Source organism: Streptomyces chromofuscus (genome assembly GCF_015160875.1).
Taxonomy (GTDB): domain Bacteria; phylum Actinomycetota; class Actinomycetes; order Streptomycetales; family Streptomycetaceae; genus Streptomyces; species Streptomyces chromofuscus.
In genome coordinates this window covers 5,705,140-5,730,710 of the sequence record NZ_CP063374.1, presented here as the reverse complement: position 1 = coordinate 5,730,710, position 25,571 = coordinate 5,705,140, and the positions used below count along the sequence as shown (strand labels likewise).

Sequence of the window (25,571 nt, the reverse complement as noted above, 5' to 3'; positions counted from 1 at the left end):
CCGGTCGCTGGACGTGGCACGACGGGAAGACGTGCGACGGACCGGTGGTGAACGTCATCGAGCGCCGGCCGAGGCGTTCCCGGCGCCGCGAAGGGGAATCATCAACTCCCGTCCCCCCACGGCAACATCCGGGAGTCCCCATGCTGCGTGGCATCGACGTCAGCTCCTACCAGTCCACCACCTACGACACCGAGGGCCTCTCCTTCGTCTTCGTCAAGGCGACGGAGGGCCGTTCCTACGTCAACCCGAAACTGGCCGCCCAGACCAAGCGCGGCCGGGACGCCGGACTCGTCGTCGGCTTCTACCACTTCCTCTGGCCCGGCAACCTCACGGCCCAGGCCGAGTACTTCGTCGGCAAGGCCCCGGAACGGGCGGGCGACATCCTCGCCGTCGACTGGGAGACCACGGGTGACGGGACGCACGCGAGCAACGCGGAGAAGGACCGCTTCATCCGCAAGGTGAAGGAACTGCGGCCGGACAACCGGGTGATCCTCTACTGCAACCGCACCTACTGGCTGACCGTCGACACGACGTCGTACGCGGGCGACGGCCTGTGGATCGCCGACTACGTCACGGCGGGCAAGCCCCGCATCAAGGCGAAGTGGCGCTTCCACCAGTACACGGACGACCCGATCGACAAGAACGTGGCCGACTTCGAGAGCAAGGCGGCGCTGCGACAGTGGGCCGGGGCTGCTTGACCCGAACTCGCACATCCGATTCCCAGCGACCGCACGGCGGGATCGGCCCCCCATGTGCCCGAGCAGGTTTGGCGAGTGGGCGGTCGGGGTCACACTGATGCAGTCTCGGTCCAGCGGAGCTACGGGGGTTGGGGTCAATGGCGGAGACGGATGCCGTGGAGACGGCCTGGCGGATTCATGCGGCGCTGACCGACTGGACCGGCAAGGTGGACGCGAAGGCCGGGTTCGCGCTGACGTTGGAGTCGGCCGCGCTGGGCGCGATCATCGCGTTCTCCGGGTCCCGGTACCGGCTGGGCGAGTTGGACGGCACGTTCCCGACCGTGCTCTTCTGGCTGGGCGCCGGCCTGCTCGGGCTCGCGGCGCTCGCGGCCGTCTCCGTCGTCAGCCCGCGACTGGGTACGGCGCAGGGGCACGACTGGCAGCAGAACTTCGTGTACTTCGGGGATCTGCGGCACTGGGAGCCCGACCGTCTGGCCGAGAAGCTCGGCAACACCTCCGCGCTCGGCCCGCTGAGCCGTCAGCTGGTCGACATGAGCCGGGTCATCTGGGCCAAGCAGCAGCGGGTGCGGCAGTCGCTGCTGCTCGCCGTCGCCGGTGTGGTGGTCGTCGTGCTCGCTTGGCTGCTGGGCCGGTAGCCGTGGGTCACCGGCCCGCCTCCTTCTGGGAGGCGCTCGACCCGGCCGACCGGGCACTGCTGGAGCGGTCGGGCACCCGGGTGTCGTTGCCGGCGGACCGGACGCTGCTGGCCCAGGGCGACGACTCCGACCATCTGGTCGTGCTGCTCGGCGGCTGGATCAAGGTGGTCGCCCAGTCGCACGCCGGCTACCGCGCCCTGCTCGCCCTGCGCGGACCGGGCGAACTCCTCGGTGAACAGGCCGGTCTGGAGGCCCGGCGCCGCTCGGCGTCGCTGCTGACGGCCACCGCGGCCGAGGTGCTCCAGCTGACGGCGGCCCGTTTCCACGGGTACGCCCGGTCCCGGCCGTCCGTCGCGGCGGCGCTGGGGCAGACGCTGTCGCAGCGGCTGCGCGAGGCCGACGCCCAGCGCACCGGCATCACCGAGCCGGTGCCCGCCCGGCTCGCCGCCCTCCTGCTGGACCTGGTCGAACGCTGCGGCGAGCCGGAGCCCGACGGCGCCGGCCGCCGGATCGCGCTCCCCCTGTCCCAGGACGACCTCGCGGGCCTGCTGCTCACGTCCCGGCGCACGGTGAGCCGGGTGCTGGAGCAATGGCGTGCCCAAGGCTTGGTGGTGACGGGACGTCAGTCATTGCTGGTGCGATCGGTGGACCAGCTGAAGACGCTGGCGTTCGGCGGGTGAGCCGGGCTCAGCACGGGGAGTGGCTCACCCCCTCCTTCGGGGCCTTGAAGATGCGGTAGCCGGCCGTGTCGGTGAGTTGGTAGGTGATGGTCCAGTCCGTGCAGGTGCTGTTCTCGTCGCCGGCGGGGCCGTAGCCGGGGTCCTGGTGGCTGCGGAAGGTGACCGTGGCGAGGGTGAAGTCGCCGGAGTCGCGTACGGCCGTCAGGGCGATGTCCGACTCCCGGGTGGTGGCCATGACCTCCTTCCACTTGCGGCGGCTGGCGGCGGAGTCGAGGTCGACCGTGGCGGTGGCGGGGTCGTAGTGGCCGAGCGCCTTGTCGTAGTCGCGGTTGTTGATGGCGCCGTAGAAGTGGGCGAACATGTCCGCCACTTCCGGGGCCCGCGGTTCGTCGGCCGCCCGGGAGTAGTCCACGGACGCGCCGGGGGCCTCGGCCAGGTGCTCCGGGGCCGGTTCCGGTTCCGACTGCGCGCCCTGCGTGGCCTGCGTGTCCTCGGGTTCGTCCGAACCGCTGCCGGGGGCTGACCGGACGGACGGGTCGTCCGTCGTCGTCAGCCCCGAACCGAACGGCAGCGAGTCCACGAGTTCCGGCCCGTGCTCCGCGGCCGCCCACACGCCCGCGATCACCAGCAGCAGCGACACCAGCGCCTTGCCCAGACCGCCGCCGCCGGTTCCGGAGGGGGCCGGGGGCCGCTGTGACGGCGTCCAGACCGGGATCGGGGCCGGGTTCGGGTCGGGTGCGGGGTTCGGTGGCAGTGGCTGTTGCCGCGGCGGCTGGTTCGGGTTGGGGGCGGACGCCGCCGCCGGGCGCTGCCGCATCCGGTGTCCGGCCAGGTCCAGCGCGGTCAGCCACTCCCCCATCGCGGGCCGTCGCGCGGGGTCCCGGGTCTGGCCGCGCGAGGCGAGGTTGGCCAGCTCGGTGGAGACGGCGCGCAGCGGTGCGAGGTCCGTGCTGTCGTGGTCGCGGTTGAAGACCCGCGCGGCGACCAGGGCGAACTTCCAGGAGTCGGAGGCCGTCGTGGCCTTCGCGGGCTCCGGCGCCTCCCAGCCGGTGGTCTCGACCTGGTCCATCACGTCCCGGCCCCGGTAGCGCATCGAGTCGCAGTCGATCAGCAGGCACTTGGGCGTGCCGGCCAGCGTGAACAGGATGTTCTTCGGCGACAGGTCGCCCACCGTGACCGCGTTGTGGTGCAGCCGGTCCAGGGTGCGGGCCAGGTCGTGCAGCAGCGCGAGCCGCTGCCGGTCGTCGACGTGCAGGCCGATCCGGGCGGCGTAGCCGTCGTCGTTGAGCAGGAACTCCAGGGCCTGGAGCTTCACCTCCGACAGGTTCGGGCTGTGCAGTTCGTACGCCCGTGCCACCCGCGGCATCAGGAAGCCGACCACGCGCATCCCCGCGTTCTGCGAGGGCGGCAGCCGTTGCGGTGGCCGGCCGGTGTACACCATGGCGCGGGGCCAGGTCAGCCGGTTGTCCAGCAGGGTGCGGTCGGTGGGGCTCAGCAGGTCGCGCAGCACCACCATGTCGTGCAGGACGTCGGCGTCGTAGGCGATGGCGGGCAGGTACTCCTTGTAGGCGAGGTACTCGCCCTGGAACCGGCCCGGCGGACTGGGCACGGCGTACACCTTGCCCTGCCCGCCGGCGCCCAGGCCGTGCGCGGTGTAGTCGCCGAGCTGGTCCGGCCGGACCCATGACACCGTCGTCGTCATGGCTCCGTCCGTTCACGGTCGCGGGGCCACAGGGCGATCAGGGTCCGGTCGTCGTCGAAGGTCTCCCGGGAGAAGTCGAGCAGGTGCGCGAAGCCCAGCGGTGGTACGGGCCGGCGCAGCTGGTCGGCGAAGAGCCGGCCGACCACGCCGCGTCCGTCGCCGACCGGGTCGCCGAAGCCGTCGGTGCCGACGAGCAGGACGCTGCCCGGTTCCAGCGTGAACTCGAGCGGGCGGAAGTCGGCGGGGACGTACGGCAGCGGCTGCACGGCCGAGGAGAGCAGCCCGTCGGAGCCGGGCGTCTTGCCGCCGAGCATCGGGTAGAGCTCCTCGTGCTTGATCTGCCAGACCCCGGAGTCGCCCACCGACAGCAGGGCGACCTGGACGCCGTCCTGGGTGGGCGTGGCCACCCCGGCGACCAGGGTGGTGGCCAGCAGGTCGGCCGTCTCCGCCACCCCGGCGTCCGGGGTGCGCAGCAGACGGCCGGCCTGTTCGCGCAGCTGCCAGTGGACGGTGGACAGCAGTTTCTGCCAGTCCGTGACGAAGCCGCCGCCCGCCCGCACCTGGGAGAGCAGCTCGTCGACCGTGCTGCGGCAGGCCAGTTGGGAGCCGATGTGCGGCTGGCGGGCGTCGGACACCCCGTCGGCGACGGCGATCACCACGGCTCCGGTGGTCGGGTCCCAGGCCGCCGCGGCGTCGTCCTCGCGTGGGCGTCCGTCCCAGCGGTGCTGCTGGCCGCGGACCGAGGCCAGCCGCAGGTCGAGGGCGTGCGTCGACCAGCCGTCGCACACGGTGTCGGGGCGGTACGACAGCCCGCCCGTAGGCGGCCTCGGCGGGAAGTCGGCGCTCTCCTCCCCGTCGAGGGGCATCCTCCGCCACAGGTCCATGCCGATGTTCCGCGGCGCCGCCGGCCGGGGTTGCGGCTGGGGTTGCCGGGGTGCCGCTGGGGGCTGCTGCGGCCACTCGGCGTCCTGCTGCCAGTCGTAGACACCGGCCTGCTCGGGCTGGTGCGGGCGCAGGGGCGGTGCCGGACGGGGTGGCGCGGGGGCCGGGCCGGTCTGCCGTGCGGGGTCGTCGGGGGCGTGACGATGGGGGAACCACACGTCAGATCACGTCGATCGCGACGGTGAAGCCCTCTGGCTTGTCCACCACCAGCTGCGGGGACGCGGAACCCAGCGAACGGCCCGAGGAGATCACGCTCTTGGTCAGGGCCGTGCAGAACTTGGCGATGGCCGCGCCGACGTCGACGCCCTGGTTGGCGACGAAGCCGAACTCCGGCCGGGTGGCGACCTTGCTGATCGTCTGCGCGTCGGCGTCCACGATGCCGCAGGCGATGATGTTGGGTGCGCCGAGGGTGGTGTTGCGGTCGGTGAGCCGGCGGTGCGGGTCCTGCCAGTCCTCGCCGTGGTTGGGCAGGCCGTCGCTGAGGAAGAACACGGCGGGCCGGTGCACCTGGTAGCCCTCGGACTTCAGGCGGTTCACGTCGGCGGGTATGCGGTTGATCAGGTCCTCGAAGGCGGTCCGGTAACTGGTCATGCCGCGGGTGGTCAGGCGCGGGAACTCGGCCGCGCTGCGCAGGTCCACCAGGCGGACGCGTTCGATCACGTCGTCGGAGAAGCCGAGCACCGAGAAGCGCACCTTGGCGGCGGCCATCGGCTCGCCGAGCAGTGCCTGATGCAGTGAGCGCAGGCCCTCGTTGAGGTCGTCGATGTGCTCGGTCATCGAGCCCGACTCGTCGGCGAGGACGTAGATGGGGAGCAAGTGCCCCCGGTTGCTTTCCATCATCGTCTTCCGTTTCTGTGCCGGATGGGGATGGCGTGGGTTGCGTCGGCCGTGGGGTGTCCGAGGGTCACAGCGCGTCCTCGGCCCGCCGGAAGCCGTCCGGCGGGTTGATGGAGAAGTTCGCCTCGCCGGACGCGAGGCGCTGCCCGTACCCGACGACGCTGTCGCGCAGGAACGCGGCACAGCTGTGCGCGGCCGAGGCGGCGTCCTGGTGCGGGGCGGCCATGAAGCCCAACTCGGGGCGGGTCGCCACGGCCCGTACGGCCTGCGTCTCGGCCCGGCCGAAGCCGAGCGCGATCAGGTGCGGCGCCGCCCGGTTGCGGTCGGTGTCGGTCAGGTCGTGGTGGTCGCCGCGCCAGGTGTTTCCCTCGTCGGGCGCGCCGCCGGTGAGGAAGTACACGAGGGGCCGCAGCACCCGCGCGCCGTCGTTCTTGACGACGGTGACGTCCTGCCCGATCAGTGGCCGCAGGGTGCGGAAGGCGTGACTGTACGACAGTCCGCGCCGGCCCACGAGGAGGGCGGTACGGGTGCCGGGGCCGACCTCGGCCAGGGACAGCCGCTGTTCGGTGGTGGCGGCCATGCCGAGGACGCCCAGCCGCAGGACGCGGGAGAGGTGCGGGGCGGCGGAGAGCGCGGAGTGCAGGGCGTCCAGTCCGCGCTGGAGTTCGTCGAGGCAGGCGCGGTCCAGGGACTCGTCGACGACGAGGTAGATCAGGGCGGTGGGGGCGGTCGTGGTGGGCGGGCCGGGCGGCGCGGCCGGGCCGGCACCGGCTCGCGGGGTGAAGCCTTCGGGGGTGACGCCGGCTTGCGGGGTCACCCCGGGCTCCGGGGTGACGGTGGGTGAGACGAGGGTCGGGGCGTAGCCGGGTGGTGCCTGTGCCGGTTCGGCGGGGCCGGCCGGCGGGAGCTGGGGCGGGTCCCAGGGGCGGGCGGTGGTCAGCTGCGGGGTGGCCGGGGGCGGAAGGGCGCCGTCGCCTCCGGTGGCGCGGCCGACCGTGCCGGTGAGCTGCCGGCGCATGTGTTCCAGATCGCCGGCCTGTATCAGGCCCTTCTCGGCCATCACCTGGAACAGGCCGAGGGCGCGCTGGTTCTGCAGTTCGGCGGTGGCCGCGCGGGCCTCCTCCAGTTGACGCCGCATCTCGAACGCGCCTGCCGCGTCGTGCGGGTGGGTGACCAGGTAGTGGCGGATCAGGCCGTCGCTGGTGGTGAGGGTGTCGGCGAGCGCGTCCGCCTGCCGGGCGGTGGCCTGGATCTGGGCCTGCTGCTGGATGGTCTCGATCTCGATCTGCCGGACGACGGCGCCCCGGTTGGGCACGTGCTCGGCGGCGCCGAGGTGTTCGCGCCGGCCGGCCTCGATGAGGGACTCCAGGTGCGACAGGGACTTGGCGTCGGGCCGGACGTGCACCTGGCAGCCGTAGAGCTTGAGGCCCTCCTGGAAGACCACCGGCTGGGCGCACAGCTGGTTGAGGTGGTGCTGGAGGCCGAAGGAGTCCTCGATGGCGAATCGCTGGCCCGCGCCGTGGAAGAGGGAGACCAGGTGGCCGTGGACCACGGGCAGCGGGTCGCGCAGGCCGGAGCGCACGAAGTCCTCGGCGCCCTTCCAGCCGTCGACGCGGAAGGCGAAGTCGACGGTCACCTCGAAGGCGTGCACGCCGTCCCGGGAGACCAGCGGGTTGCGGCCGAGGAGGGCGGAGCGCTGGTAGGCGCGCATGTCGACCTCGTACCGGGTGCGGTACTTGGAGAACATTTGCTGCGAGGGCTTCATCGGGCGGCCCTCGAAGCAGGCCACCTCGCCGGAGGCGGTGGCGTAGACGACGGCGAGATGGGGTTCGGTCGCCTTGGTCGGCCCCACGGCCATGCGGGGCACCGGCGTCTGGCTGACGATCAACGACACCGGTTCGGTCACCGGGCACCTCCGGGGTGTGCGGGGCCGGCGGACGGCCGCAGGGCGCTGCCGAGGACCGCCGCGGCGCGGGGCAGGGGACGGAAGCGGTCGCGCTCGGTCCAGCGCGTCACGTAGCGCTCCAGGAGGCGGCCGACGCGGGGGCTGGGCGCGACCACGTCCTGGACGAGGACGCGGACCAGGTCGTCGAGGAGCAGCGGGTCGGTCTCGGCCTGGGCGGCCCAGGCCTCCAGGACGCCCGCGGACTCGTCGCCGAAGAGTTCGCCGCCGATCACCTCGGACCACAGGTAGCCGAGCAGGCGGCGCAGTTCGCTGCCGGGCGGGTCCGCCGCGGCCAGCCGGAGCAGGGTGGGGCGGGAGCGCGGGGCGGCGCCGGGGGCGGCGGGTTCCTCGGTGGCGAGGGCGTCGGCGAGGATCAGGAACACCAGGTGGCCGACCGGGCGGCTGAGCGGTTCGTGCACCATTTCGGCGACGGCCCGCAGCACCAGCGGGGCGTGCGCCTGGACGTCCTCCTCGACCAGGTCGGCGAAGGCGTCCCCGATGGCGATGGCGACCTGGATGTGGTCGACGGTGCCGAGCCGGGTGAGGCAGCGCACGGCGGTGTGCAGGTCGGCTCCGCCCAGGCACAGCCCGTACGCGCGGGCGGCGGCGGCCTGGAACTCCCAGGTGCCGCTGAGGTACCAGCCGTTGACGAGGGCGTGGACGCCGGGCCGCAGGTCGGGGTCGCGGGCGCACACGCGCAGCGCGTAGGCGATGGCCTCGCGGCGTGCGGAGCCGCTGTCCTCGTGCAGCACCCAGCCGGGCAGCACCTGGGTGGCGATGTGGTCGAAGGACTCGGTGGCGATCAGGCCGAGCGCGGTCCCGGCGAAGCTGCGCACCTGCTGCGAGGGCGAGTCGACCAACTCGGCCAGCCAGTGCACGAGTTCTTGCTGGATCCGGTACTCGGACCAGACGTGCCGGATGATCCGGGGCGGGTAGTCGGGGTTGCGGTACTCGGCGACGGTGCAGGGCAGCCGGCCGAAGCTGCCGCGGGTGACGGCGGAGACGGTGCGGGCGCGCAGCTTCTCGGCGAGCAGCCGGCGGGACTGCGCGAACGGGTCCTGTCGGAGCGGGACGGGGCCGCGTTCGACGCTGGTGGTGAGGACGCCGCGGTCGCTGCGGAACCGGTCGAGCAGGGCGGCGGCGGCCAGCGCCACGTCCTCCTGCGGCAGCCCGCCGAGCACGGCCAGGGCGATGGCCTGGGTGCGCAGCCCGGTGTCGCCGAGCCCTTCGAACCACTCCTCGGGGCTCTCCCCGCCGGAGCTGTCCATCCGGGCGCGCACCCGGTCCGGGTCGATGCCGCCACCGCCGTACTCGTGGGCGAGCACCTCGGCGAGGCGGGCGGCGTCGCGGCAGCCGGGGCCGTCGCAGAGGAGTTCCGCGACAAGGTCGGCGACCCCGTCTGCGGCCCGTACGCGTTCGGCGTCCGCCTCGCCGAGCCGGAGGGCCAGGTGGGCGGCGAGTACGGCGTCCAGGGAGTCGGGGCGGGTGACGCGCTGGACGTACTCGCCCACGCTGCGGTCCAGTTCGGCGTCCGGCCCGGCGATCAGCACCAGTCGGGCGTCGGCCCGCTCCAGCAGGCCCTCCAGTCCGGCCAGTTGGGAGCCGCGCAGCTCGCCGAGGTCGGGGGGCCGGTCGAGCAGCAGGCCCGCGCCGCTGCCGAGTTGGCGCAGTTCGGTCAGCCGGGTCAGTTCGGCCACCGAGTCCAGCAGGTACCAGGTCTTGACCTGGGCGGAGATCAGCAGCCGGACCGCCGCCGCGGTCTTGCCCGCGCCGCCGGGGCCGCGCAGCACGACCGAGCGGCGCTGCCAGGCGTCGGCCTGGATGTCGTCCCAGCGGGGCGGCGCCTGGAAGGTGTGCCGGACGGTGTCCACCAGGGCGGCGGCCACGGCACGCAGGACCACTCCGCGCTCGCCCGCGGCGTGGATGACGATCTTGTCGCCCTGCACGCGGTCGCCGCCGATGTGCGTCCAGGCGTCGCGCAGCAGGCCCGCGCGGAGGCTGCCCTGGCCGGTGCGGGCGGTGGCGACACTGGCGCTGGCTCCGGCGCCCACGTTGTTGGCGGCGCCGGGGGGTTCGGGGGTGGGCGACTGCGGCCCGGCCGGCGGCTGCCCCTCGCCGCCGGCCCCGGCACCGGCGCCCGGAGCGGGACCGCCGGGGCGGCCGGGGCGGTGCCCGGCGCGGGCGCGGCGGCGGGCTGCCCACCCCGTGGCGCCGCGGCGGCGCCGGCTGCGGGACGGGCGCCGGCGCGGCGGGGGCGGGGCCCGCGGGCGTGCTCATGCTCCGTCCGCGGCGCTGCGGCGGAGCGCGGGGTCTTCGGGGGTGGGCGTGGGCGTGGATCCGTAGACGTTCTTGTTGCCCTCCACGTAGTCGCCGCCGACCGCCAAGGCACCGTCACCGAAAGCCAGTTGGCTGTGCAGCATGTCCTGGACGCCGAGCGTGGGCGGCGGTGCCGGGCTCCCCGTGTCGGCCCCGCCGCCCGCTCCTCCCGCGTTGCCGCCCGTGCCGGGTGGTCCCCCGTCTCTGCCACGGTCACGTGGCGGCTCCCCCGGATCCGCGGGAAGTCCGGGAGGTGCCGGGTAGCCGGGCACGGTGACCCAGCCCCGGCGCGCCTCACCGTGCTTGGTGACGAAGTCGGCGGGCAGATAGGCCGCCGGGTCGATGCCCGGGTACCGGCCCAGCACCACCGACCGGTGGATCTCCTCGGAGACGACCACCACCAGGTGGGCCCGGGCGGCCCGGGCGAGCACCTGCTTGACCGGCGCGGCGTCCACCAGCCGGGCCAGGTCGTTGACGGCCGTGCCCGTCCACCGCTGGCCGCGCTGGATCACCAGCCCCTGGTGCAGTCCGGCGCGCAGCCGCATGCGGTGGTCGTCGTTGTACTTGCCCCGGTGCTCGGCCAGCGCGTCCTGAAGGCCCCGCACCAGCTCCCGCAGCAGCCTGGTGGGGCTGGTGCCGACCGGTATCAGGACCAGCACGCCGTCCCCGCGGTCCTGCACGGCACACCCGTCGATGTCGAGACCGGCGCGCGCCAGCGCGAACTCGACGACGTGGTACAGCTCTTCGTGCAGGGTCGCCTGGGCGGTCTCCGCGCGCAGACTGAAGTCCTCGATGTCGACCAGAACGATCCAGTGGCTGAGCGGGTCCGGCGCGACCATCGGCGACCTCCTGTGCTCGTCCGGGGCCACGTCCGCCCCGCGCATACCTGGATAAGAGCTGTGAGCGCCCCTGTCTACGCCAACTGGCGCACAACACGGCGCATGTGCCTCCCGCACCGCGCACCCGGCCCCAGGAACGCCACACGGACCTCTACGATGCCCACCGCCCGCTTCACGCAACCCATCCGCCGCTATCTGCCACTTCGTCATAACCTGATGCGCACAGTTGAGTTGAGTTCAGCGTTCGCGGCCGGACCTCCGCGACGCACGAAGGGGGAGGGGCCGGTGCGCGCGTTCCGTATCCCGCCACCGCTGCTGCTGGGCTGCGCGCTCGGGCTGGTGCTCGCCCTGCTGCTGCGGGACTGCGCGGGCGGCTCGGGTGGCGACGGCGGTACGCGGGCCGTTCCGCCCGCCGGGGCCGACGCGCGGCCGCACGCCGGCGAGACCGCCGCGGTGCCCGCGCTCTGGCCGCCGCCGCGCGAGGTGCGCGACGACCGGGGCTCCGTGGCCATCGGCCGCAGCGTGGCGGTGCGCGCCGGGGACGCGACGGATCCGGCCACGCTCGACGTCGTCGTCCGGGCCCTGCGCGCCGGCGGCGCCCGTGAGATCCGGGTCGGGGACGAGCCGCGCCCGGGGGAACTGCTGGTGGTGACCGACGGGACGACGGCGGGCCTGGACGCCGGCTCGCCGAAGGGCCTGCCCGAGGGCGGCTACGTCCTCGCCGTCGGCCACGCGGGGGGTGCCCCCCGCGTCGCCCTCGCCGGAGCGGACCGGACCGGCGCCTTCCACGCCGCGCAGACCTTCGCCCAGCTCGTCCGCCCCGTCGGAGCGGCCGCCGCCCGCACCGCCCTGCCCGCCGTCCGCATCCGGGACTGGCCCGCCACCGCGACCAGAGGCATCGTCGAGGGCTTCTACGGCACCCCCTGGACGCACCGGGAACGCCTGGCCCAGCTGGACTTCGCCGCCCGCTGGAAGCTCAACACCTACCTCTACAGTCCCAAGGACGACCCCTACCTGCGGTCCCGCTGGCGTGAGCCGTACCCCGAGTCCCGGCTGACCGCCCTGCGCGCTCTGGCGCGGTATGCCGCGGCCCGCCACGTCTCCTTCGTGTACGCCCTCTCCCCCGGCCCGTCGGTCTGCTACTCCTCCGCCGCCGACCGCGCCGCGCTGCTGCGCAAGTTCCGCCAGCTCTGGGACGTCGGGGTGCGCTCGTACGCCGTCCCGCTCGACGACATCGACATCACCCGCTGGAACTGCCGCGCCGACGCGACGGTGTACGGCCATGGACGGGCGGCGGTGGCCCGCGCCCAGGCGGACCTGCTCAACGAGGTCCAGCGCGGCTTCCTGGCCCCCCGCCCGCAGGCCGGGCCCCTGATCACGGTCCCCACGGAGTACGACGGCACGCGCGCCACCGACTACACGACGGCCCTCGCCTCCGCCCTCGCCCCCGGCATCGCCGTCATGTGGACGGGCCCGCTGGTGGTCTCCCCCACCCTGCGCGCCGACCAGGCCCGTGAGGCGGCACGCCGCTACGGGCATCCGGTGGTGGTCTGGGACAACTACCCGGTGAACGACTACACGCCGGGCACCCTCCTCCTGGGCCCCTACGCGGGCCGCGACCCCGGCGTCCCCGGCGCGGTGGCGGGCGTGACCGCCAACCCGATGAACCAGGCCACCGCCTCCGTGCCCGCCCTGTTCTCCGTCGCCGCCTACGCCTGGCATCCGCGGGCCTACCGGCCCGCCGCCGCCCTCGACGCGGGCCTGCGGGTCCTGGCCGCCGGCGACGGCCGCGCCCTCACCGCCCTGCGCGCCTTCGCCGACCTCAACCACGCCTCCCGCCTCGACAGCACTCCGGCCCCGAAGCTGGCCGCGCTGATCGAGGACTACCGGCGCGGCGCCCCCGACGCGAGGGACGCCCTGCGCGGCCACCTCGACATCCTCGCCGCAGCGCCCGACACGGTCCCGCCGGCGGTGCGCGCCTCCGTCGCTCCCTGGCTGGACGCCACCCGCGACTGGGCGCGCGCGGCCCTGGCCGCCCTGGACCTCCGGGACGGCACGGGCACCCGCGCCCAGGTCCGCGCCCTGCGCGACGCCGCCCGCTCGCACACGGTCACCGACTGGCAGGGCCGTCCCCGCACGGTGGAGGTGGGGGCGGGGGTGCTGGACGCGTTCGTGGCGCGGGCGCTGGAAGCGCCCTGAGGCGCACCGCACGTGACGAAGGGGCGCCCCTCGCCGTACGCGGGGCGCCCCTTCGGGTGGGTTCACTTGTTCAGGTGGGCCCAGAACTCGTCGAACGAGAGCAGCTTGTCGCCGTCGAGGTCGCGGCTGGCGATGATGGCCTCGGCGACCGCCTCGGTCACGTTCCAGTCGCCGCCCTGCGCCAGAGCGGTCTTGAACTCCTTGGCCGTGATCCGGCCGTCGCCGTCCGTGTCGATCCGCTCGAACTGCTTGCGCGCTTCCTCGATGTCCGCCACCGGTCCGCCCCTCTGTCTCGTGCTGTTTCCGTCGTACTGACGCAGGTCAGATTAGCTGTCCACGCGAGCCTCCAGTGCGGCGACCACCCAGGCGAACTCCTCGCGGTGCGCGGCCGCCGGTTCCCCGCCCTTCACCACGGCGAGCAGTTCGCGGTAGCGGGTGACCCGGTCGTCGGCGCCGGAGCGCAGGCGCTCCAGGACTTCGGCGGGGTCGGCGTCGCCGAGCAGGCCGCGCAGGGCCTCCGCCGCCTCGGGCGACTCGGGGGCGATGCCGCGCTCCCGGGCCTCGGCGCCCAGCCGCACCAGCCGCCGCGCGAACCACAGCGACGCCCCGGCGGGCACGTCCGGCCCCCGGTCGGCCGCGTTGAACTCGGCCACCTCGCGCATCCGTGCCCGGAAGACGGGGTCCTGGAGCATCTCGGCCAGTTCCACCCAGGCGTCCACCTGCTCCGGCGTGGGCTGTTCCGGCAGGTCCACCGCCATGGTGCGCATCCGCTCCCGGATCGCCGGGTCGGCCGTGTCAAGCCCGTGGAACATCTCGTCCACGAACTCCTGCAGAATGCGGCTCCGTTCGGCGGCCGACAGCCGCGCAAGCCTGTTCATCAGCGTCATCTCCTCAGCGGTCGAGCCGCGTCGCGCCACGGTCGACAGCACCGCGCGGGTCACCTTCAGTGCCCTGATCCGCGCGTCCAGGGCCACCACGTGGGTGGCGGCCACCTCCGCGACCGTCGTCTCACCCGCCAGCACCCGGCGTACGTCGTCCAGTCCGAGGCCCAGTTCGCGCAGGGTGCGGATGAGCTCCAGGCGGGCCACGGACGCGGCGTCGTACAGCCGGTAGCCGCCGGTGGAGCGGGCCACCGGGTGCAGGACGCCCTCGTCGGACCAGTAGCGGATGGTGCGGACGGTCAGTCCGGTGGTCCGGGCGAGCTCGCCGATGGTGAACAGACCGGTGCTGTCGTCGATCATGTCTGCGAGTGTGTGCCTTCCAGTGGGTGGAGACTCAAGGAGCGCTGTGGTGGAGACCTTGCGGGACATTCTGGACGCCGCGGCGCGGGGCGTCTTCCCGCCGGCGGACGGCCGTACGACGGTCGTGCCCCAGCACTGCGCCCGGGACGCGGGAGTGATCGCCTTCACCGGGCACTCGGTGGTCTTCACGGACGAGGATCCTCAGTGGGTCCACGACACCCTGGGCGGTCTGGACTGCGACGCGCTCGCGGCGACGATGAACGCCCGCTTCATCGCCGCCTTCCTGGAGCGGACGGGACGCACGACGGACACGATCGACGTGATGACGGTGGCGTCGCCGCGGCCGGGTGAACCGCCCCTCGCGGTGCGGGAGATCCGCGATCCCGCCCACTCGAGGGTCGTCAGCTCCCGCAGACGCCGTGACGACGTGCGGGTGTGGGCCGCCGACGGCGGAGTGCTGGTGCTGGGGCGCGGCGTCGCGGGGCGGCTGGAGGCCGCGGTGGAGGTGGCGGAGGCGGTACGGCACCGAGGGCTGGGGCGGGCCCTGGCGCTGGCGGCGCGGCACCTGGCCGGGGGCGAGCCGGTGTGGGCACAGATCTCCCCGGGCAACGCCCGGAGCCTGCGGGCCTTCCAGGCGGCCGGCTACCGGCCGGTGGGATCGGAGGCGCTGTTCATCAGTGCCGGGCCGCGGAGTGCGGGGCGCTCGGACGGCAGCGCGTGAGCTCGGCCTCGGGGGTGCCGTTCACCGGGCGACCGCCGGCCGCCACTCGGCGGGCGGACGACACAAAGGGCGCGGCGCCGGCGCCCACCGGACTCAGCGGTCCGCCACCCTCATCTCGAACCAGGTCGTCTTGCCGCGCGGCAGCAGGTCCACGCCCCAGCGGTCCGAGAGCTTGTCGACGAGGTACAGACCCCGGCCACTGACGTCCATCTCCTGGACCGGCATCAGGCAGGGCAGCCCCCGGGAGGGGTCGCGGACCTCGATGCGGATCCAGCCCCGGCGGCGGCGCATCCGCAGGCCGAAGGCGCGGGCGCCGGTGTGGCGCACGGCGTTGCCGACCAGCTCGGAGACGAGGAGAACGGCGTCCTCGGTCATCTTGGCGGACAGGCCCCACTGGCGCAGGACGACGACCTGGGCGAGCCGGCGTGCCGTCGCGGCCGACTCCGGGCGGGACGGCAGTGAGACCTCCGCCTCCGTGGGGTTGCCGAACAACTCCAGCGCCCTGAGTGCTCGTTCGTCCTCGACCGCCGGCGACCAGCGCGCCGCGGTCGCACGGCCGCGTCCTTGCGGCTGTTCGATGCCCTCCAGCCCCGCCATGCCCCCATCATGGCCGTCCGGCGCGCCCCGCGGGGCCGTTCCCGGGGAATCCGCCCCCCTCCGACCGACGTTCCGGGCCCGGCGTTCGGCATATGCCACGGGCAGTTCGGAGGCGGGAACAGCCCCTCCGACCTGCGAAGAAGGGTCGGCTGGTGGCAATGGACGGACTCCCTCGACAAGGCAGGCTTAAGGCTGCTTTAAGGCTTCCATAAACCGCCCCATCGAGGGACCCGGATCAGACATCGCGTCAATTGCAAGCCCTGACGCGAGGATTTCAGAGGAACTTGGCCTTGCCCGGCCCCTCCTCCACGAAGCTGCGCATCCCCCGCTCACGGTCCTCGGTGGCGAACAGGCCCGCGAACCAGTTCCGTTCGACGGCGAGGCCGGTGTCGATGTCCGTCTCCAGTCCCGTGTCGATCGACTCCTTCGCCGCGCGCAGCGCGAGCGCGGGACCCTGCGCCAGCTTCGCCGCCCACGCGTGCGCCGTGTCGTACACCTCGGCCGCCGGCACCACCTGGTCCACCAGGCCCAGGCTCAGCGCCTCGTCGGCCTTGACCATCCGGCCGGTGAAGATCAGGTCCTTGGCCTTGGACGGGCCGATCAGCCGTGCCAGGCGCTGGGTGCCGCCCGCGCCGGGGATCAGGCCGAGCAGGATCTCCGGCTGGCCCAGCTTGGCGTTGTCCGCGGCGACGCGGTAGTCCGCGCACAGCGCCAGTTCGCATCCGCCGCCGAGCGCGTACCCGGTGACGGCGGCGACGACCGGCTTGGGGATGCGGGCCACGGCCGTGAAGGAGTCCTGCAGGGCGCGGGCGCGCAGGACCATCGCCGTGTGGTCCATGTCCTGCATCTCCTTGATGTCCGCGCCCGCCGCGAACACCTTCTCGCCGCCGTACACGACGACCGCGCGGACGTCGTCGCGGCGCGTGGCCTCCTCGGCGAGTTCCTTCAGCCGGTCCTGCGTGGCGATGTCCAGCGCGTTCATGGGCGGGCGGTCGAGGCGGAGCGTGCCGACGCCCTCGGCGACTTCGAGATTCACGGTCATGCCAGCAGGTTAACGTCGGCTAACGGCGACGGGCCCGGTGCGGTCGGTCACACCGGGCCCGGCGCGTCAGCGGTTCACGCCTTCCACTTCTCCCACGACATGTTCCAGCCGTTGAGCCCGTTGTCCGGGTCCACGATCCGGTCGTTGGAGTTCCTCACCACGACCACGTCGCCGACCATCGAGTTGTCGAAGAACCACGCGGCCGGCGCGCCCTTGTCCCAGCCGCCGCGCACGTCGCGCAGGCCGACGCAACCGTGGCTGGCGTTGTAGCTGCCGAAGGCGCCGCTCGCCCAGTAGTTGCCGTGCAGGAAGGTGCCGGAGGTGGTCAGGCGCACGGCGTGCGGGACGTCCTTGATGTCGTACTCGCCGCCGTAACCGACCGTCGCGCCGTTCATCCGGGTCACGGTGTGCTTCTCGCTGATGACCATCTGGCCGTTCCAGGTCTCCATGCCGGGCTTGCCGGTGGTGACCGGGATGGTCTTGACGACCTTGCCGTCCCGCATGACCTTCATCGTGAGCTTCTTGGCGTCCACGACGGAGACCTGGTTGCGGCCGATGGTGAAGGAGACGGTCTTGGCCTGCTCGCCGTAGACACCGGGGCGGCCCTCGACGCCGTTGAGGTTGAGCCTGACGGTGACCTTGGTGCCGGCCTTCCAGTACTTCTCGGGGCGGAAGTCGAGGCGGTCGTTGCCGAACCAGTGGCCCTCGACCTCGACGGCCGGTTCGGTCTTGATCTCGACGGCCTTCTCGACCTGCTCGGGATTGGTGATGCCCCGGGTGAAGTTGAGGGAGAAGGGCATGCCGACGCCGACGGTGGAGCCGTCCTCGGGGGTGAAGTGGCCGACGAACGTGTTCTGCGGCGTCAGGGTGGTGAAGCTCGCGTCCTCGGCGGCCTCGCGGCCGGCGGAGTCCTTCGCGACCGCGTGCACCTGGTACTTGGTGGAGGCGGCCAGGTGGGTGGACGGCGTCCAGGTGGCGCCGTCCTTCGATATCTCACCGGCTATCTCGGTGCCCTTGGCGTCCTTGACGACGACCTCGGTCAGCTTGCCCTTGGCGGCGGTGACCTTGAGGGCTCCGCTGGTCTCGACGGACTCGGCGCCGTCCTTGGGGGCTATGGTGACGGCCGCCTCGGACTGCTTGCTCTCCGCCGTGGCCGCCCCCTTGCCCTTGTCGGACCCCGAGCCGGAGCCCGACCCGGAGTCCGAGCCCGAGCCGCACGCGGTGACGGTCAGCAGCAGCACGCCGGCGACCAGCGCCATGCCCTTGCGTCCGCGCCCCCCGCGCGCGTCAACCGACGCCCCCGATATCGGTCGCACGTTCACGTTGTTCTCCCCTCAACGGGCCCCGGACCGGACCCTCACCGGGCCCCGTCGGGCCCGCTCCCCAGCGCGTCCCGCGCGTTCGGCGCATATTAACCACACGGTCGGCGCCGCCGAGGCCGCGCGATTGTCACCGTTCAGTCCCAACATCATCCGGCCGCCGCGGACCGGCCCGCCCCCCAGCGGGCTCACTTCAGAGCACTGCCCGCTTTCCACTCCTTCCATCCCATGTTCCATCCTCCGAGCCCGTTGTCGGGAGCGACCCTTTTGTCATCGCTGTTGACGACCTCGACGACGTCCCCGACCAGCGTCCGGTCGAAGAACCAGCCCGCCGGGGTCTCCGAGTCGCCACCCTTGACGTCCCGCAGCCCGACACAGCCGTGGCTGACGTTGGTCGCGCCGAACGTACTGGCCGCCGCCCAGTAGTTGCCGTGCAGGAAGGTGCCGGAGTCGGTGAGGCGCATGGCGTGCGGGACGTCCGGGATGTCGTACTCGCCGCCGAAGCCGACCGTGCTGCCGTTCATCCGGGTCACCTCGTACATGGCGCTGACCACCATCTTCCCGTTGTACGTCGGGCTCTTGGGCGCCCCCGCGGTGATCGGCACCGTCCCGAGCAGCTCGCCGTCCCGGCGCACCTCCATGGTGTGCTTCTGCGCGTCGACCAGCGAGACCTGGCTGCGGCCGACGGTGAACGCGACCGTCTTGTACTGGAGCCCGTAGACCCCGCGTGCGCCCTCGACGTCCCTCAGCCGCAGCTCGACGGTGACCTCGGTGCCGGGTCTCCAGTAGTGCTCGGGGCGGAAGTCGAGACGGTTCCGGCCGAACCAGTGCGGGCGGATCTCGACGTCGGGCTTCGCGGTGACGCGTACGGCCCGTTCGACGGCCGCGCGGTCCTCGATCTCCCGGTTGAACTCCAGGCTGACGATCATTCCGGTGCCGACCACGGAGCGGTTCTCCGGGGTGACGTAGCCAATGAAGCGTTCCTTCGGCACCTGCGTGCTGAAGGTGGTGTGCCGGGCGGAACGGCGGCCGTCGCCGTCCACGGCCACGGCGTCGACGGTGTACCGGGCGGCCATCGCCAGCTTCCCGTCGTCGGGTTCCCAGCGCCGCCCGTCCGCGGAGATCCGGCCGGGCACCGGCAGTTCCTGGGCGTCCTGGGACCTGACGACCCGCACGGACTCCAGACGCCCGTCGGACACCTGTACGGAGAGTGTCTCGTCGCGGCGGACGCCCTTGCTGCCGTCGTCCGGCGAGACGTCGATGACCTGCTCGGGACCGGGGGGTTTGCCGGGCGCGCCGAGCCGGCTCACGCCGTCCGACGTGCAGCCGGCGGCCCCGGCCAGCAGTCCTGCCCATGTCAGTACGGCGGCCAGTGCGGCCCTCGCGCGCCGCGCGCGCCCATGTACGTGCCTCACAAACGTGTCCAACGACCGGGCCCGCCCTGGGGAAACGTGAGTGCGAGCCAAGCTCTGGGCAGAACAGTGGGGAGGACGACGGACCGGTGCCGCGGAAGGGACGCCGTGCCCCGGCCGACGTCGTCGTGACGAGCCGCGGGAGGCTGACAGGTGTCCAGCGCAGCCGAGCAGGAGACGGTGGCCGGGCAGGGCGGACGCCCGGCCACCGCGTTGAACGGCGCGCCGCGCGCGGCGCCGGCCGCCGCGGTGCCGGTGTGGCCGGGGGCCCCGACGCCGCTGGGGGCCCGGTTCCGGGTCGGCCCGGACGGGGTGGCGGGCACCAACTTCGCGTTGTGGGCGGGCGGGGCGGAGGCGGTGGAGCTGTGCCTGTTCGACGAGGACGGCACGGAACGGCGGCACCGCCTGACCGAGCTGACCCACGAGATCTGGCACGGGTTCGTGCCGGGAGTCATGCCGGGGCAGCGGTACGGCTACCGGGTGCACGGCCGCTGGGATCCGTGGACGGGCGGCCGCTGGAACCCGGCGAAGCTGCTGCTCGACCCGTACGCGCGCGCGGTGGACGGCGACTTCGGCCTGCCGCCCGAGGTCTACGGGCACGTCCGGGACTGGCCCCAGCAGCAGGTCGCGGACACCGTGCGCGACGAACGGGACTCGGCGCCGCACGTCCCGAAGGGGGTCGTCGTCCACGACGACGACGACTGGTCGGACGACCGCCGCCCCAAGACGCCCTGGGCGGACTCGGTGATCTACGAGCTGCACGTGCGCGGCTTCACCAAGCTGCACCCGGCGATCCCCGAGGAGCTGCGCGGCACGTACGCGGGCCTGGCCCACCCGGCGGCGATCGAGCACCTCACCCGGCTCGGCATCACGGCCGTGGAGCTGCTGCCCGTGCACCAGTTCGCGCACGAGGACCATCTGCTGCGCCGGGGCCTGAAGAACTACTGGGGCTACAACTCCATCGGCTACTTCGCCCCGCACGCCGCGTACGCCGCGTCCGGCACGCGCGGGGAACAGGTCGGCGAGTTCAAGCGGATGGTGCGGGCGCTGCACGCGGCCGGGATCGAGGTCATCCTGGACGTCGTCTACAACCACACCGCGGAGGCGGGCGAGCTGGGCCCGACGCTGTCCCTGAAGGGCATCGACAACCGCGGCTACTACCGCCTCCAGTCCGACGCCCGCCGGTACGCCGACTACACCGGCTGCGGCAACACGCTGCACGTCGTCCAGCCGCACGTGCTGCGGCTCATCACCGACTCGCTGCGCTACTGGGTGACGGAGATGGGCGTGGACGGCTTCCGGTTCGACCTGGCGGCGGCGCTGGCCCGGTCGATGCACGACGTGGACATGCTGTCCCCGTTCCTGGCCGTCATCGCGCAGGACCCGGTGCTGCGCCGGGTGAAGCTGATCGCCGAGCCCTGGGACGTCGGCTCCGGCGGGTACCAGGTGGGCGCCTTCCCGCCCCTGTGGACGGAGTGGAACGACCGCTACCGCAACGCGGTGCGGGACTTCTGGCGGCACGCGCTGCCGGACGTGCGGGAGATGGGGTACCGATTGTCGGGGTCCAGCGACCTCTACGCCTGGGGTGGCCGGCGGCCGTACGCGTCGGTCAACTTCATCACCGCGCACGACGGTTTCACGCTCCGCGACCTCGTGTCGTACGAGCGCAAGCACAACGAGGCGAACGGCGAGGGCAACCGGGACGGCACGGACGACAACCGGGCCTGGAACTGCGGGGTGGAGGGCGAGACCGGCGAGGAGCGGGTACGGGCGCTGCGGCGGCGGCAGCTGCGCAACCTGCTGACCACGCTGCTGCTGTCGACGGGCGTGCCGATGCTGGTCGCGGGCGACGAGCTGGGGCGCACGCAGCGGGGCAACAACAACGCGTACTGCCAGGACAACGAGATCAGCTGGGTCGACTGGGGGCTGCTGGCCGAGCCGGGCTGGAAGGCGCTGTTCGACCTCACCTCCCGGCTGATCGAGCTGCGCCACCGGCATCCGGTGCTGCGGCGGCGGGCGTTCTTCTCCGGGAGGGCGCACTCGGCGGACGGGCTGCGGGACCTGGCGTGGTTCACCGCGCGGGGCACGGAGATGACCGAACGGGACTGGTACGCGCCGGCGGCCACGCTCGGCATGTATCTGTCCGGGCGGGACATCCCGGGCCGGGACGAGCGGGGCGCGCCGATCCTCGACGACAGCTTCCTCGCCGTGCTGCACGCCGGGGAGCGGCCGGTGAGCTTCGTCCTGCCGGGACCGCCGTGGGCGGAGCGGTACGAGGTGGTCGTCGACACGTCCGAGGAGGACCAGGCGGCGGCGCCCGCCGTGACCCACCCGGCGGGCACGGCGATCACGGTACCGGCCCGCTCGGTGCTGCTCCTCAGGGTCGGCTGAGACAGCCGCCCGGCCGTCGCCGCTCAGGGTCCGCGCAGGCGGGTTGGGGCCGTCGGCCGGGCCGCTGCCCACGGTCGAACGAGGCCGTGGACCGAGCCGCCGCTCAAAACCGGGCCGAGGCCGTCGGCCCTGCTGCCGCTCAGCTACCAGAACTCCGCCGGCCGCGATCACTTCTTCGACCTCGCCGAGGACGTGCGCGAGCAGGCCGGCCTCGCCGCGGACCGCCCCGAGCTGCCGGCCGAGCTGACGGGGGCGTGCGAGCGGATCGCGGCCGGGAGCGGCGTCGGCGGGTCGGCCGGTACGTGCGTACGACCCCTCGGAAGCGCAGGTCGTAGGACCATCGGCGGGCCGTGGTCCGGCCAAAACTCGGTGGGCGTTGTCAGTGCCGTTCCGTAGGCTCGCTCCTGATGCCCACGACACGTGCCACCACACCCCAAGACCGCTCCGCCGTCCGCTCGCTGCTGCGCCTGTGGCCCTACGTCAGGCCGGTGCGGGCCCGACTGCTCACCGCCGCGTTGGTCGCGATAGTCGCGTCCTGCGTCGGCCTGGTGATCCCGCTCGTGCTCAAGTGGCTCGTGGACGGGCCGGTCGCCGGTCGCGACCCGGCGGGCGTCTGGCTCGGCGCGCTGTTCCTGCTGCTCCTCGGGCTGGCCGAGGCGCTGCTGTTCGGGCTGCGGCGGTGGCTGGTGGCCCGGCCGCTGGCGGGGGTCGAGGCGGCGATGCGCGCGGACCTGTACCGGCATCTGCAGCGGCTGCCGGTGGCGTTCCACGACCGTTGGGCCTCGGGCCAGTTGCTGTCCCGGGGCACCACGGATCTGATGCTGCTGCGGATGTTCCTGGCCTTCCCGCTGACGTTCCTGCTGGTCAACGGGGTGACGATCCTGGTCGGCGTGATCATCATGCTGGTGCAGGACCTGACGCTGGGGCTGGTCATCCTGGGGCCGGCCGTGCCGGTGATGGTCAGCTGCGCGCTCTTCGAGAAGCGGTACGCGGAGGCGGCGCGGCAGGCGCAGGACCAGGTCGGTGATCTGACGACGGTCGTCGAGGAGGGCGTGCTCGGCATCCGCATCATCAAGGGGTTCGGGCGGCACCGCAGTCAGGCACGGGCGTTCCGCGAGCTGTCGCGGACGCTGCGGGGGACGGAGCTGCGCAAGGCCCGGCTGCTGGCGTCGATCCTCGCCGTCATCGTGACGCTGCCGGAGGTGGCCATCGGAGCGGCACTGGTGCTGGGGGCCGTGCGGGTGGCGGACGGCAGCCTGTCGGCGGGCACGCTGGTGGCCTTCCTGTCCACGGCGCTCGCTCTGCGGTGGCCGGTCGACTCGATCGGCTTCCTGCTGGCGATGAGCCAGGAGGCGGCGACGGCGACGGAGCGGTACTTCGAGGTGATGGACGCCGAGCCGGAGACGGCCGGCGCACCGGCGAGCACCGCGAAGGCCGCTCCCGACCGGGGCCTTCGCTTCCACTCCGTCAGCTTCCGCTACCCCGACGCCCCGGCCGGCTCCCCGCCCGTCCTGGACCGCGTCGACCTGCACATCCGCCCCGGCGAGTCCATGGCCCTCGTGGGCGCGACCGGCAGCGGCAAGACCACGCTGACCGCGCTCGTCCCCCGGCTGCACGAGGTGACCTCGGGCCGGATCACGCTCGACGGGGTCGACATCACCGCCATGTCACGGGAGGAGCTGCGCGCCGAGGTCGCCGTCGCGTTCGAGGAGCCCACGCTCTTCTCGGCGAGCGTCGGGGAGAACGTCCTCATGGGCGCCGCCGGTGGAGCGGGGACCGCCGAGCTGAACCGCGCCCTCGCCGTCGCCCAGGCCGAGTTCGCGCACGCGTTGCCGCAGGGCACGGACACGCAGGTCGGTGAGCAGGGGCTGAGCCTGTCCGGCGGCCAGCGGCAGCGGCTGGCACTGGCCAGGGCGGTCGTGGGACGGCCGCGGTTCCTGGTCCTGGACGACCCGCTGTCCGCGCTGGACGTGCACACCGAGGCCGCCGTGGAGGCGGCGCTGCGGAAGGTGCTCGCCGACACCACCGCCCTGATCGTGGCGCACCGCCCGTCCACGGTGCTGCTCGCCGACCGGGTCGCCCTGCTGTCCGGCGGCCGGATCGCGGCCGTCGGCACGCACCAGGAACTGCTGCGCGACAACGCCGAGTACGCCCACCTGATGTCCGGGACGGAACTGGAGGCAGCCCGATGACCGCGTCCACATCCACCCCCGTCCCCGTCGCCGACGACGAGCCGCGCGGTCCGGCGAAGGCCGACGACCCGTTCGACAAGGACGTCCTGCCCGCCCCGCCGGGCGCCACCGGAACCCTGCTGCGGTCGCTGCTCGCGCCGATGAGGGCCCGGGTCGTCGTCACCACGCTACTGCTGCTCCTGCAACAGTCGGCCGTGCAGGCGGGCCCCTTGCTGGTGGCGTTCGCCATCGACGACGCCGTGCCCGCCTTCCGCGCCCACGACCAGGGGCCGCTGATCGCGGTGGGGGTCGGCTATCTGCTGTGCGCCGCCGCCTCCGGCGGGCTCCATTACGCGTTCGTCGTCGCCTCCGCCCGGGTCAGCCAGGACGTGCTGCTCGATCTGCGCGGCCGGATCTTCCGCCACGCGCAGGCGCTGAGCGTGGACTTCCACGAGCGCTACACCTCGGGCCGGCTGATCTCCCGTGCCACCACGGACGTCGAGTCGCTGCGCGAGCTGCTGGAGGAAGGGCTCCAGGAGCTGGTGATGGTGATCGTGTCCTGCGTGTACGTCGCGGCGATCCTGCTCTGGCTGGACCTGGGCCTGGGCGCGCTGGCGGTGGTGTCGTTCGGGCCGCTGTGGTGGCTCGTACGGCTGTACCAGCGGCGGGCGCGCCGGGTGTACACCCTGCGGTCGACCGCGATCGCCGCGGTGATCGTGAAGTTCGTGGAGACGATGAACGGCATCCGCCCGGTGCGCGCGTTCCGCCGGGAGGCCGCCAACGACGCCGAGTTCGGCACGCTGAACCGCCGGCACGAGCGGACGAACGGCGACGCGCTGCTGGAGATGGCCCGCTATGTCGTCGGCTCCCGCGTCGTGGGCAACACGGCGGTCGCGCTGATCGTGCTGTGGGGCGCCTTCCGGGTCGCGGACGGCACGCTGGCGCTCGGCGTGCTGGCGGCGGCGGTGCTGTACCTGCGGCGGATGTACGACCCGATCGACCGGTTCGGCATGTTCCTCAACTCGTACCAGTCGGCGGCGGCCTCGTTGGAGAAGATCGCCGGGCTGCTGGCCCAGACGCCGTCGGTGCCGGAGCCGTCGGCCCCGCGGGAGCTCCCGCCGCTCGCCTCCGCGCACCCCGGCCGCGAGGTCGTCTTCGAGGGCGTCCGCTTCGCCTACCGCACCGGCGGCGAGGTGCTGCCCCGCTTCGACCTGACGATCCCGGCCGGGCAGACCGTCGCGGTGGTCGGCTCCACGGGCGCGGGCAAGTCCACGCTGGCCAAGCTGCTGGCCCGCTTCTACGACCCGACCGACGGGCGGGTGCTGCTGGACGGGGTGGACCTGCGCCGGCTGGCCGTGCCGGAGCTGCGGCGCGGGGTGGTGATGGTGACGCAGGAGTCGTTCCTGTTCTCCGGCACGGTCGCCGAGAACATCGCCATCGGCCGCCCGGACGCGAGCCGCGCGGACATCGAGGGCGCCGCGAAGGCGATCGGCGCGCACGACTTCATCGCCGCGCTGCCCGAGGGGTACGACACGGACGTCCGCAAGCGGGGCGGCCGGATCTCGGCCGGTCAGCGGCAACTCGTCGCCTTCGCAAGGGCGTTGCTGGCGGACCCGGCGGTGCTGATCCTCGACGAGGCGACCAGCTCGCTGGACATCCCGGGCGAGCGGGCGGTCCAGCGGGCGATGACGACCGTGCTGAAGGGCCGCACCGCCGTCGTGATCGCGCACCGGCTGTCCACCGTGGAGATCGCGGACCGGGTGCTGGTGATGGAGCACGGGCGGATCGTCGAGGACGGCAGCCCGGCGGAACTCGTCGCCGGCACGGGCCGGTTCGCGGGGCTGCACCGGGCGTGGCGGGACAGCCTCGCGTGAGCACGAGGAG

The 25,571-nt window shown here is 73.3% G+C and carries 20 protein-coding genes; 8 read left to right on the top strand and 12 right to left on the bottom strand.

Translation table 11 applies throughout. From position 1 onward, the window contains the following. The first annotated feature begins 140 nt into the window (after positions 1 to 140). The 3 genes from IPT68_RS25935 (at position 141) to IPT68_RS25925 (ending at position 2,013) form a co-directional block, all read left to right on the top strand. Complete coding sequence (locus tag IPT68_RS25935; protein ID WP_189701163.1) at positions 141 to 698, top strand: glycoside hydrolase family 25 protein; 558 nt, start codon at positions 141 to 143, stop codon at positions 696 to 698. A 137-nt stretch (positions 699 to 835) separates the two neighbouring features. Next, entirely contained in the window at positions 836 to 1,333 is a 498-nt protein-coding gene (locus IPT68_RS25930) for a Pycsar system effector family protein (RefSeq protein ID WP_189701164.1), read from the top strand. Then, positions 1,315 to 2,013, top strand: coding sequence for a Crp/Fnr family transcriptional regulator (locus IPT68_RS25925; RefSeq protein ID WP_189701165.1), 699 nt, complete (start codon positions 1,315 to 1,317; stop codon positions 2,011 to 2,013). Before IPT68_RS25930 ends, IPT68_RS25925 begins: the two co-directional genes overlap by 19 nt. Positions 2,014 to 2,020: 7 nt before the next feature. Here IPT68_RS25925 and IPT68_RS25920 read toward each other — a convergent pair whose 3' ends face one another. The 6 genes from IPT68_RS25920 to IPT68_RS25895 all read right to left on the bottom strand — a co-directional run bounded on the left by IPT68_RS25920 (position 2,021) and on the right by IPT68_RS25895 (position 10,594). Continuing rightward, positions 2,021 to 3,715, bottom strand: a complete 1,695-nt coding sequence (locus tag IPT68_RS25920; RefSeq protein WP_189701166.1) for a lipopolysaccharide kinase InaA family protein — start codon at positions 3,713 to 3,715, stop codon at positions 2,021 to 2,023. Beyond that, positions 3,712 to 4,815, bottom strand: a complete 1,104-nt coding sequence (locus IPT68_RS25915) for a protein phosphatase 2C domain-containing protein (RefSeq protein WP_189701167.1) — start codon at positions 4,813 to 4,815, stop codon at positions 3,712 to 3,714. Before IPT68_RS25915 ends, IPT68_RS25920 begins: the two co-directional genes overlap by 4 nt. A gap of 1 nt (position 4,816) precedes the next feature. Further along, positions 4,817 to 5,497, bottom strand: coding sequence for a vWA domain-containing protein (locus IPT68_RS25910; protein WP_189701168.1), 681 nt, complete (start codon positions 5,495 to 5,497; stop codon positions 4,817 to 4,819). Positions 5,498 to 5,561: 64 nt separating this feature from the next. Beyond that, on the bottom strand, positions 5,562 to 7,400 hold the full coding sequence (locus IPT68_RS25905; RefSeq protein ID WP_189701169.1) for a hypothetical protein: 1,839 nt from the start codon (positions 7,398 to 7,400) through the stop codon (positions 5,562 to 5,564). Further along, the gene (locus IPT68_RS25900; RefSeq protein ID WP_194074012.1) at positions 7,397 to 9,490 is read right to left on the bottom strand and encodes a hypothetical protein; all 2,094 of its coding nucleotides are present in this window, start codon (positions 9,488 to 9,490) and stop codon (positions 7,397 to 7,399) included. Before IPT68_RS25900 ends, IPT68_RS25905 begins: the two co-directional genes overlap by 4 nt. Positions 9,491 to 9,712: 222 nt before the next feature. Further along, on the bottom strand, positions 9,713 to 10,594 hold the full coding sequence (locus IPT68_RS25895) for a nucleotidyl cyclase domain-containing protein (RefSeq protein ID WP_189701171.1): 882 nt from the start codon (positions 10,592 to 10,594) through the stop codon (positions 9,713 to 9,715). 285 nt (positions 10,595 to 10,879) lie between these two features. Between IPT68_RS25895 and IPT68_RS25890 the strand changes: the two genes are divergently transcribed. Beyond that, the gene (locus IPT68_RS25890; protein WP_189701172.1) at positions 10,880 to 12,793 is read left to right on the top strand and encodes a beta-N-acetylhexosaminidase family protein; all 1,914 of its coding nucleotides are present in this window, start codon (positions 10,880 to 10,882) and stop codon (positions 12,791 to 12,793) included. Between the two features lie 62 nt (positions 12,794 to 12,855). Here the strand turns inward: IPT68_RS25890 and IPT68_RS25885 are convergent, their stop codons facing one another. Further along, the gene (locus IPT68_RS25885) at positions 12,856 to 13,068 is read right to left on the bottom strand and encodes an EF-hand domain-containing protein (protein WP_189701173.1); all 213 of its coding nucleotides are present in this window, start codon (positions 13,066 to 13,068) and stop codon (positions 12,856 to 12,858) included. Positions 13,069 to 13,119: 51 nt separating this feature from the next. After that, positions 13,120 to 14,034, bottom strand: coding sequence for a helix-turn-helix domain-containing protein (locus IPT68_RS25880; protein WP_189701174.1), 915 nt, complete (start codon positions 14,032 to 14,034; stop codon positions 13,120 to 13,122). Between the two features lie 46 nt (positions 14,035 to 14,080). On the opposite strand from IPT68_RS25880, the gene IPT68_RS25875 reads away from it, so the two are divergent. Beyond that, positions 14,081 to 14,755 (top strand): GNAT family N-acetyltransferase, encoded by a 675-nt coding sequence (locus IPT68_RS25875; protein WP_228039909.1) that lies wholly within the window; start codon positions 14,081 to 14,083, stop codon positions 14,753 to 14,755. Between the two features lie 93 nt (positions 14,756 to 14,848). Here the strand turns inward: IPT68_RS25875 and IPT68_RS25870 are convergent, their stop codons facing one another. The 4 genes from IPT68_RS25870 to IPT68_RS25855 form a co-directional block, all read right to left on the bottom strand. Next, complete coding sequence (locus IPT68_RS25870) at positions 14,849 to 15,352, bottom strand: ATP-binding protein (RefSeq protein ID WP_189701176.1); 504 nt, start codon at positions 15,350 to 15,352, stop codon at positions 14,849 to 14,851. A gap of 274 nt (positions 15,353 to 15,626) precedes the next feature. Then, positions 15,627 to 16,394, bottom strand: coding sequence for an enoyl-CoA hydratase/isomerase family protein (locus IPT68_RS25865; protein ID WP_189701177.1), 768 nt, complete (start codon positions 16,392 to 16,394; stop codon positions 15,627 to 15,629). Positions 16,395 to 16,468: 74 nt separating this feature from the next. Beyond that, the gene (locus IPT68_RS25860; protein ID WP_228039906.1) at positions 16,469 to 17,716 is read right to left on the bottom strand and encodes a L,D-transpeptidase; all 1,248 of its coding nucleotides are present in this window, start codon (positions 17,714 to 17,716) and stop codon (positions 16,469 to 16,471) included. Positions 17,717 to 17,901: 185 nt separating this feature from the next. After that, positions 17,902 to 19,128: a L,D-transpeptidase gene (locus IPT68_RS25855; RefSeq protein WP_189701178.1), complete on the bottom strand. Its 1,227-nt coding sequence runs from the start codon at positions 19,126 to 19,128 to the stop codon at positions 17,902 to 17,904. A 150-nt stretch (positions 19,129 to 19,278) separates the two neighbouring features. Between IPT68_RS25855 and glgX the strand changes: the two genes are divergently transcribed. The 3 genes from glgX (at position 19,279) to IPT68_RS25840 (ending at position 25,561) form a co-directional block, all read left to right on the top strand. Further along, positions 19,279 to 21,516 (top strand): glycogen debranching protein GlgX, encoded by a 2,238-nt coding sequence (glgX, locus tag IPT68_RS25850; RefSeq protein WP_189701179.1) that lies wholly within the window; start codon positions 19,279 to 19,281, stop codon positions 21,514 to 21,516. Positions 21,517 to 21,923: 407 nt separating this feature from the next. After that, positions 21,924 to 23,708, top strand: coding sequence for an ABC transporter ATP-binding protein (locus IPT68_RS25845; RefSeq protein WP_189701180.1), 1,785 nt, complete (start codon positions 21,924 to 21,926; stop codon positions 23,706 to 23,708). Beyond that, on the top strand, positions 23,705 to 25,561 hold the full coding sequence (locus tag IPT68_RS25840; protein ID WP_189701181.1) for an ABC transporter ATP-binding protein: 1,857 nt from the start codon (positions 23,705 to 23,707) through the stop codon (positions 25,559 to 25,561). The genes IPT68_RS25845 and IPT68_RS25840 overlap by 4 nt, the downstream gene beginning before the upstream one ends. The last annotated feature ends 10 nt before the right edge of the window (positions 25,562 to 25,571 follow it).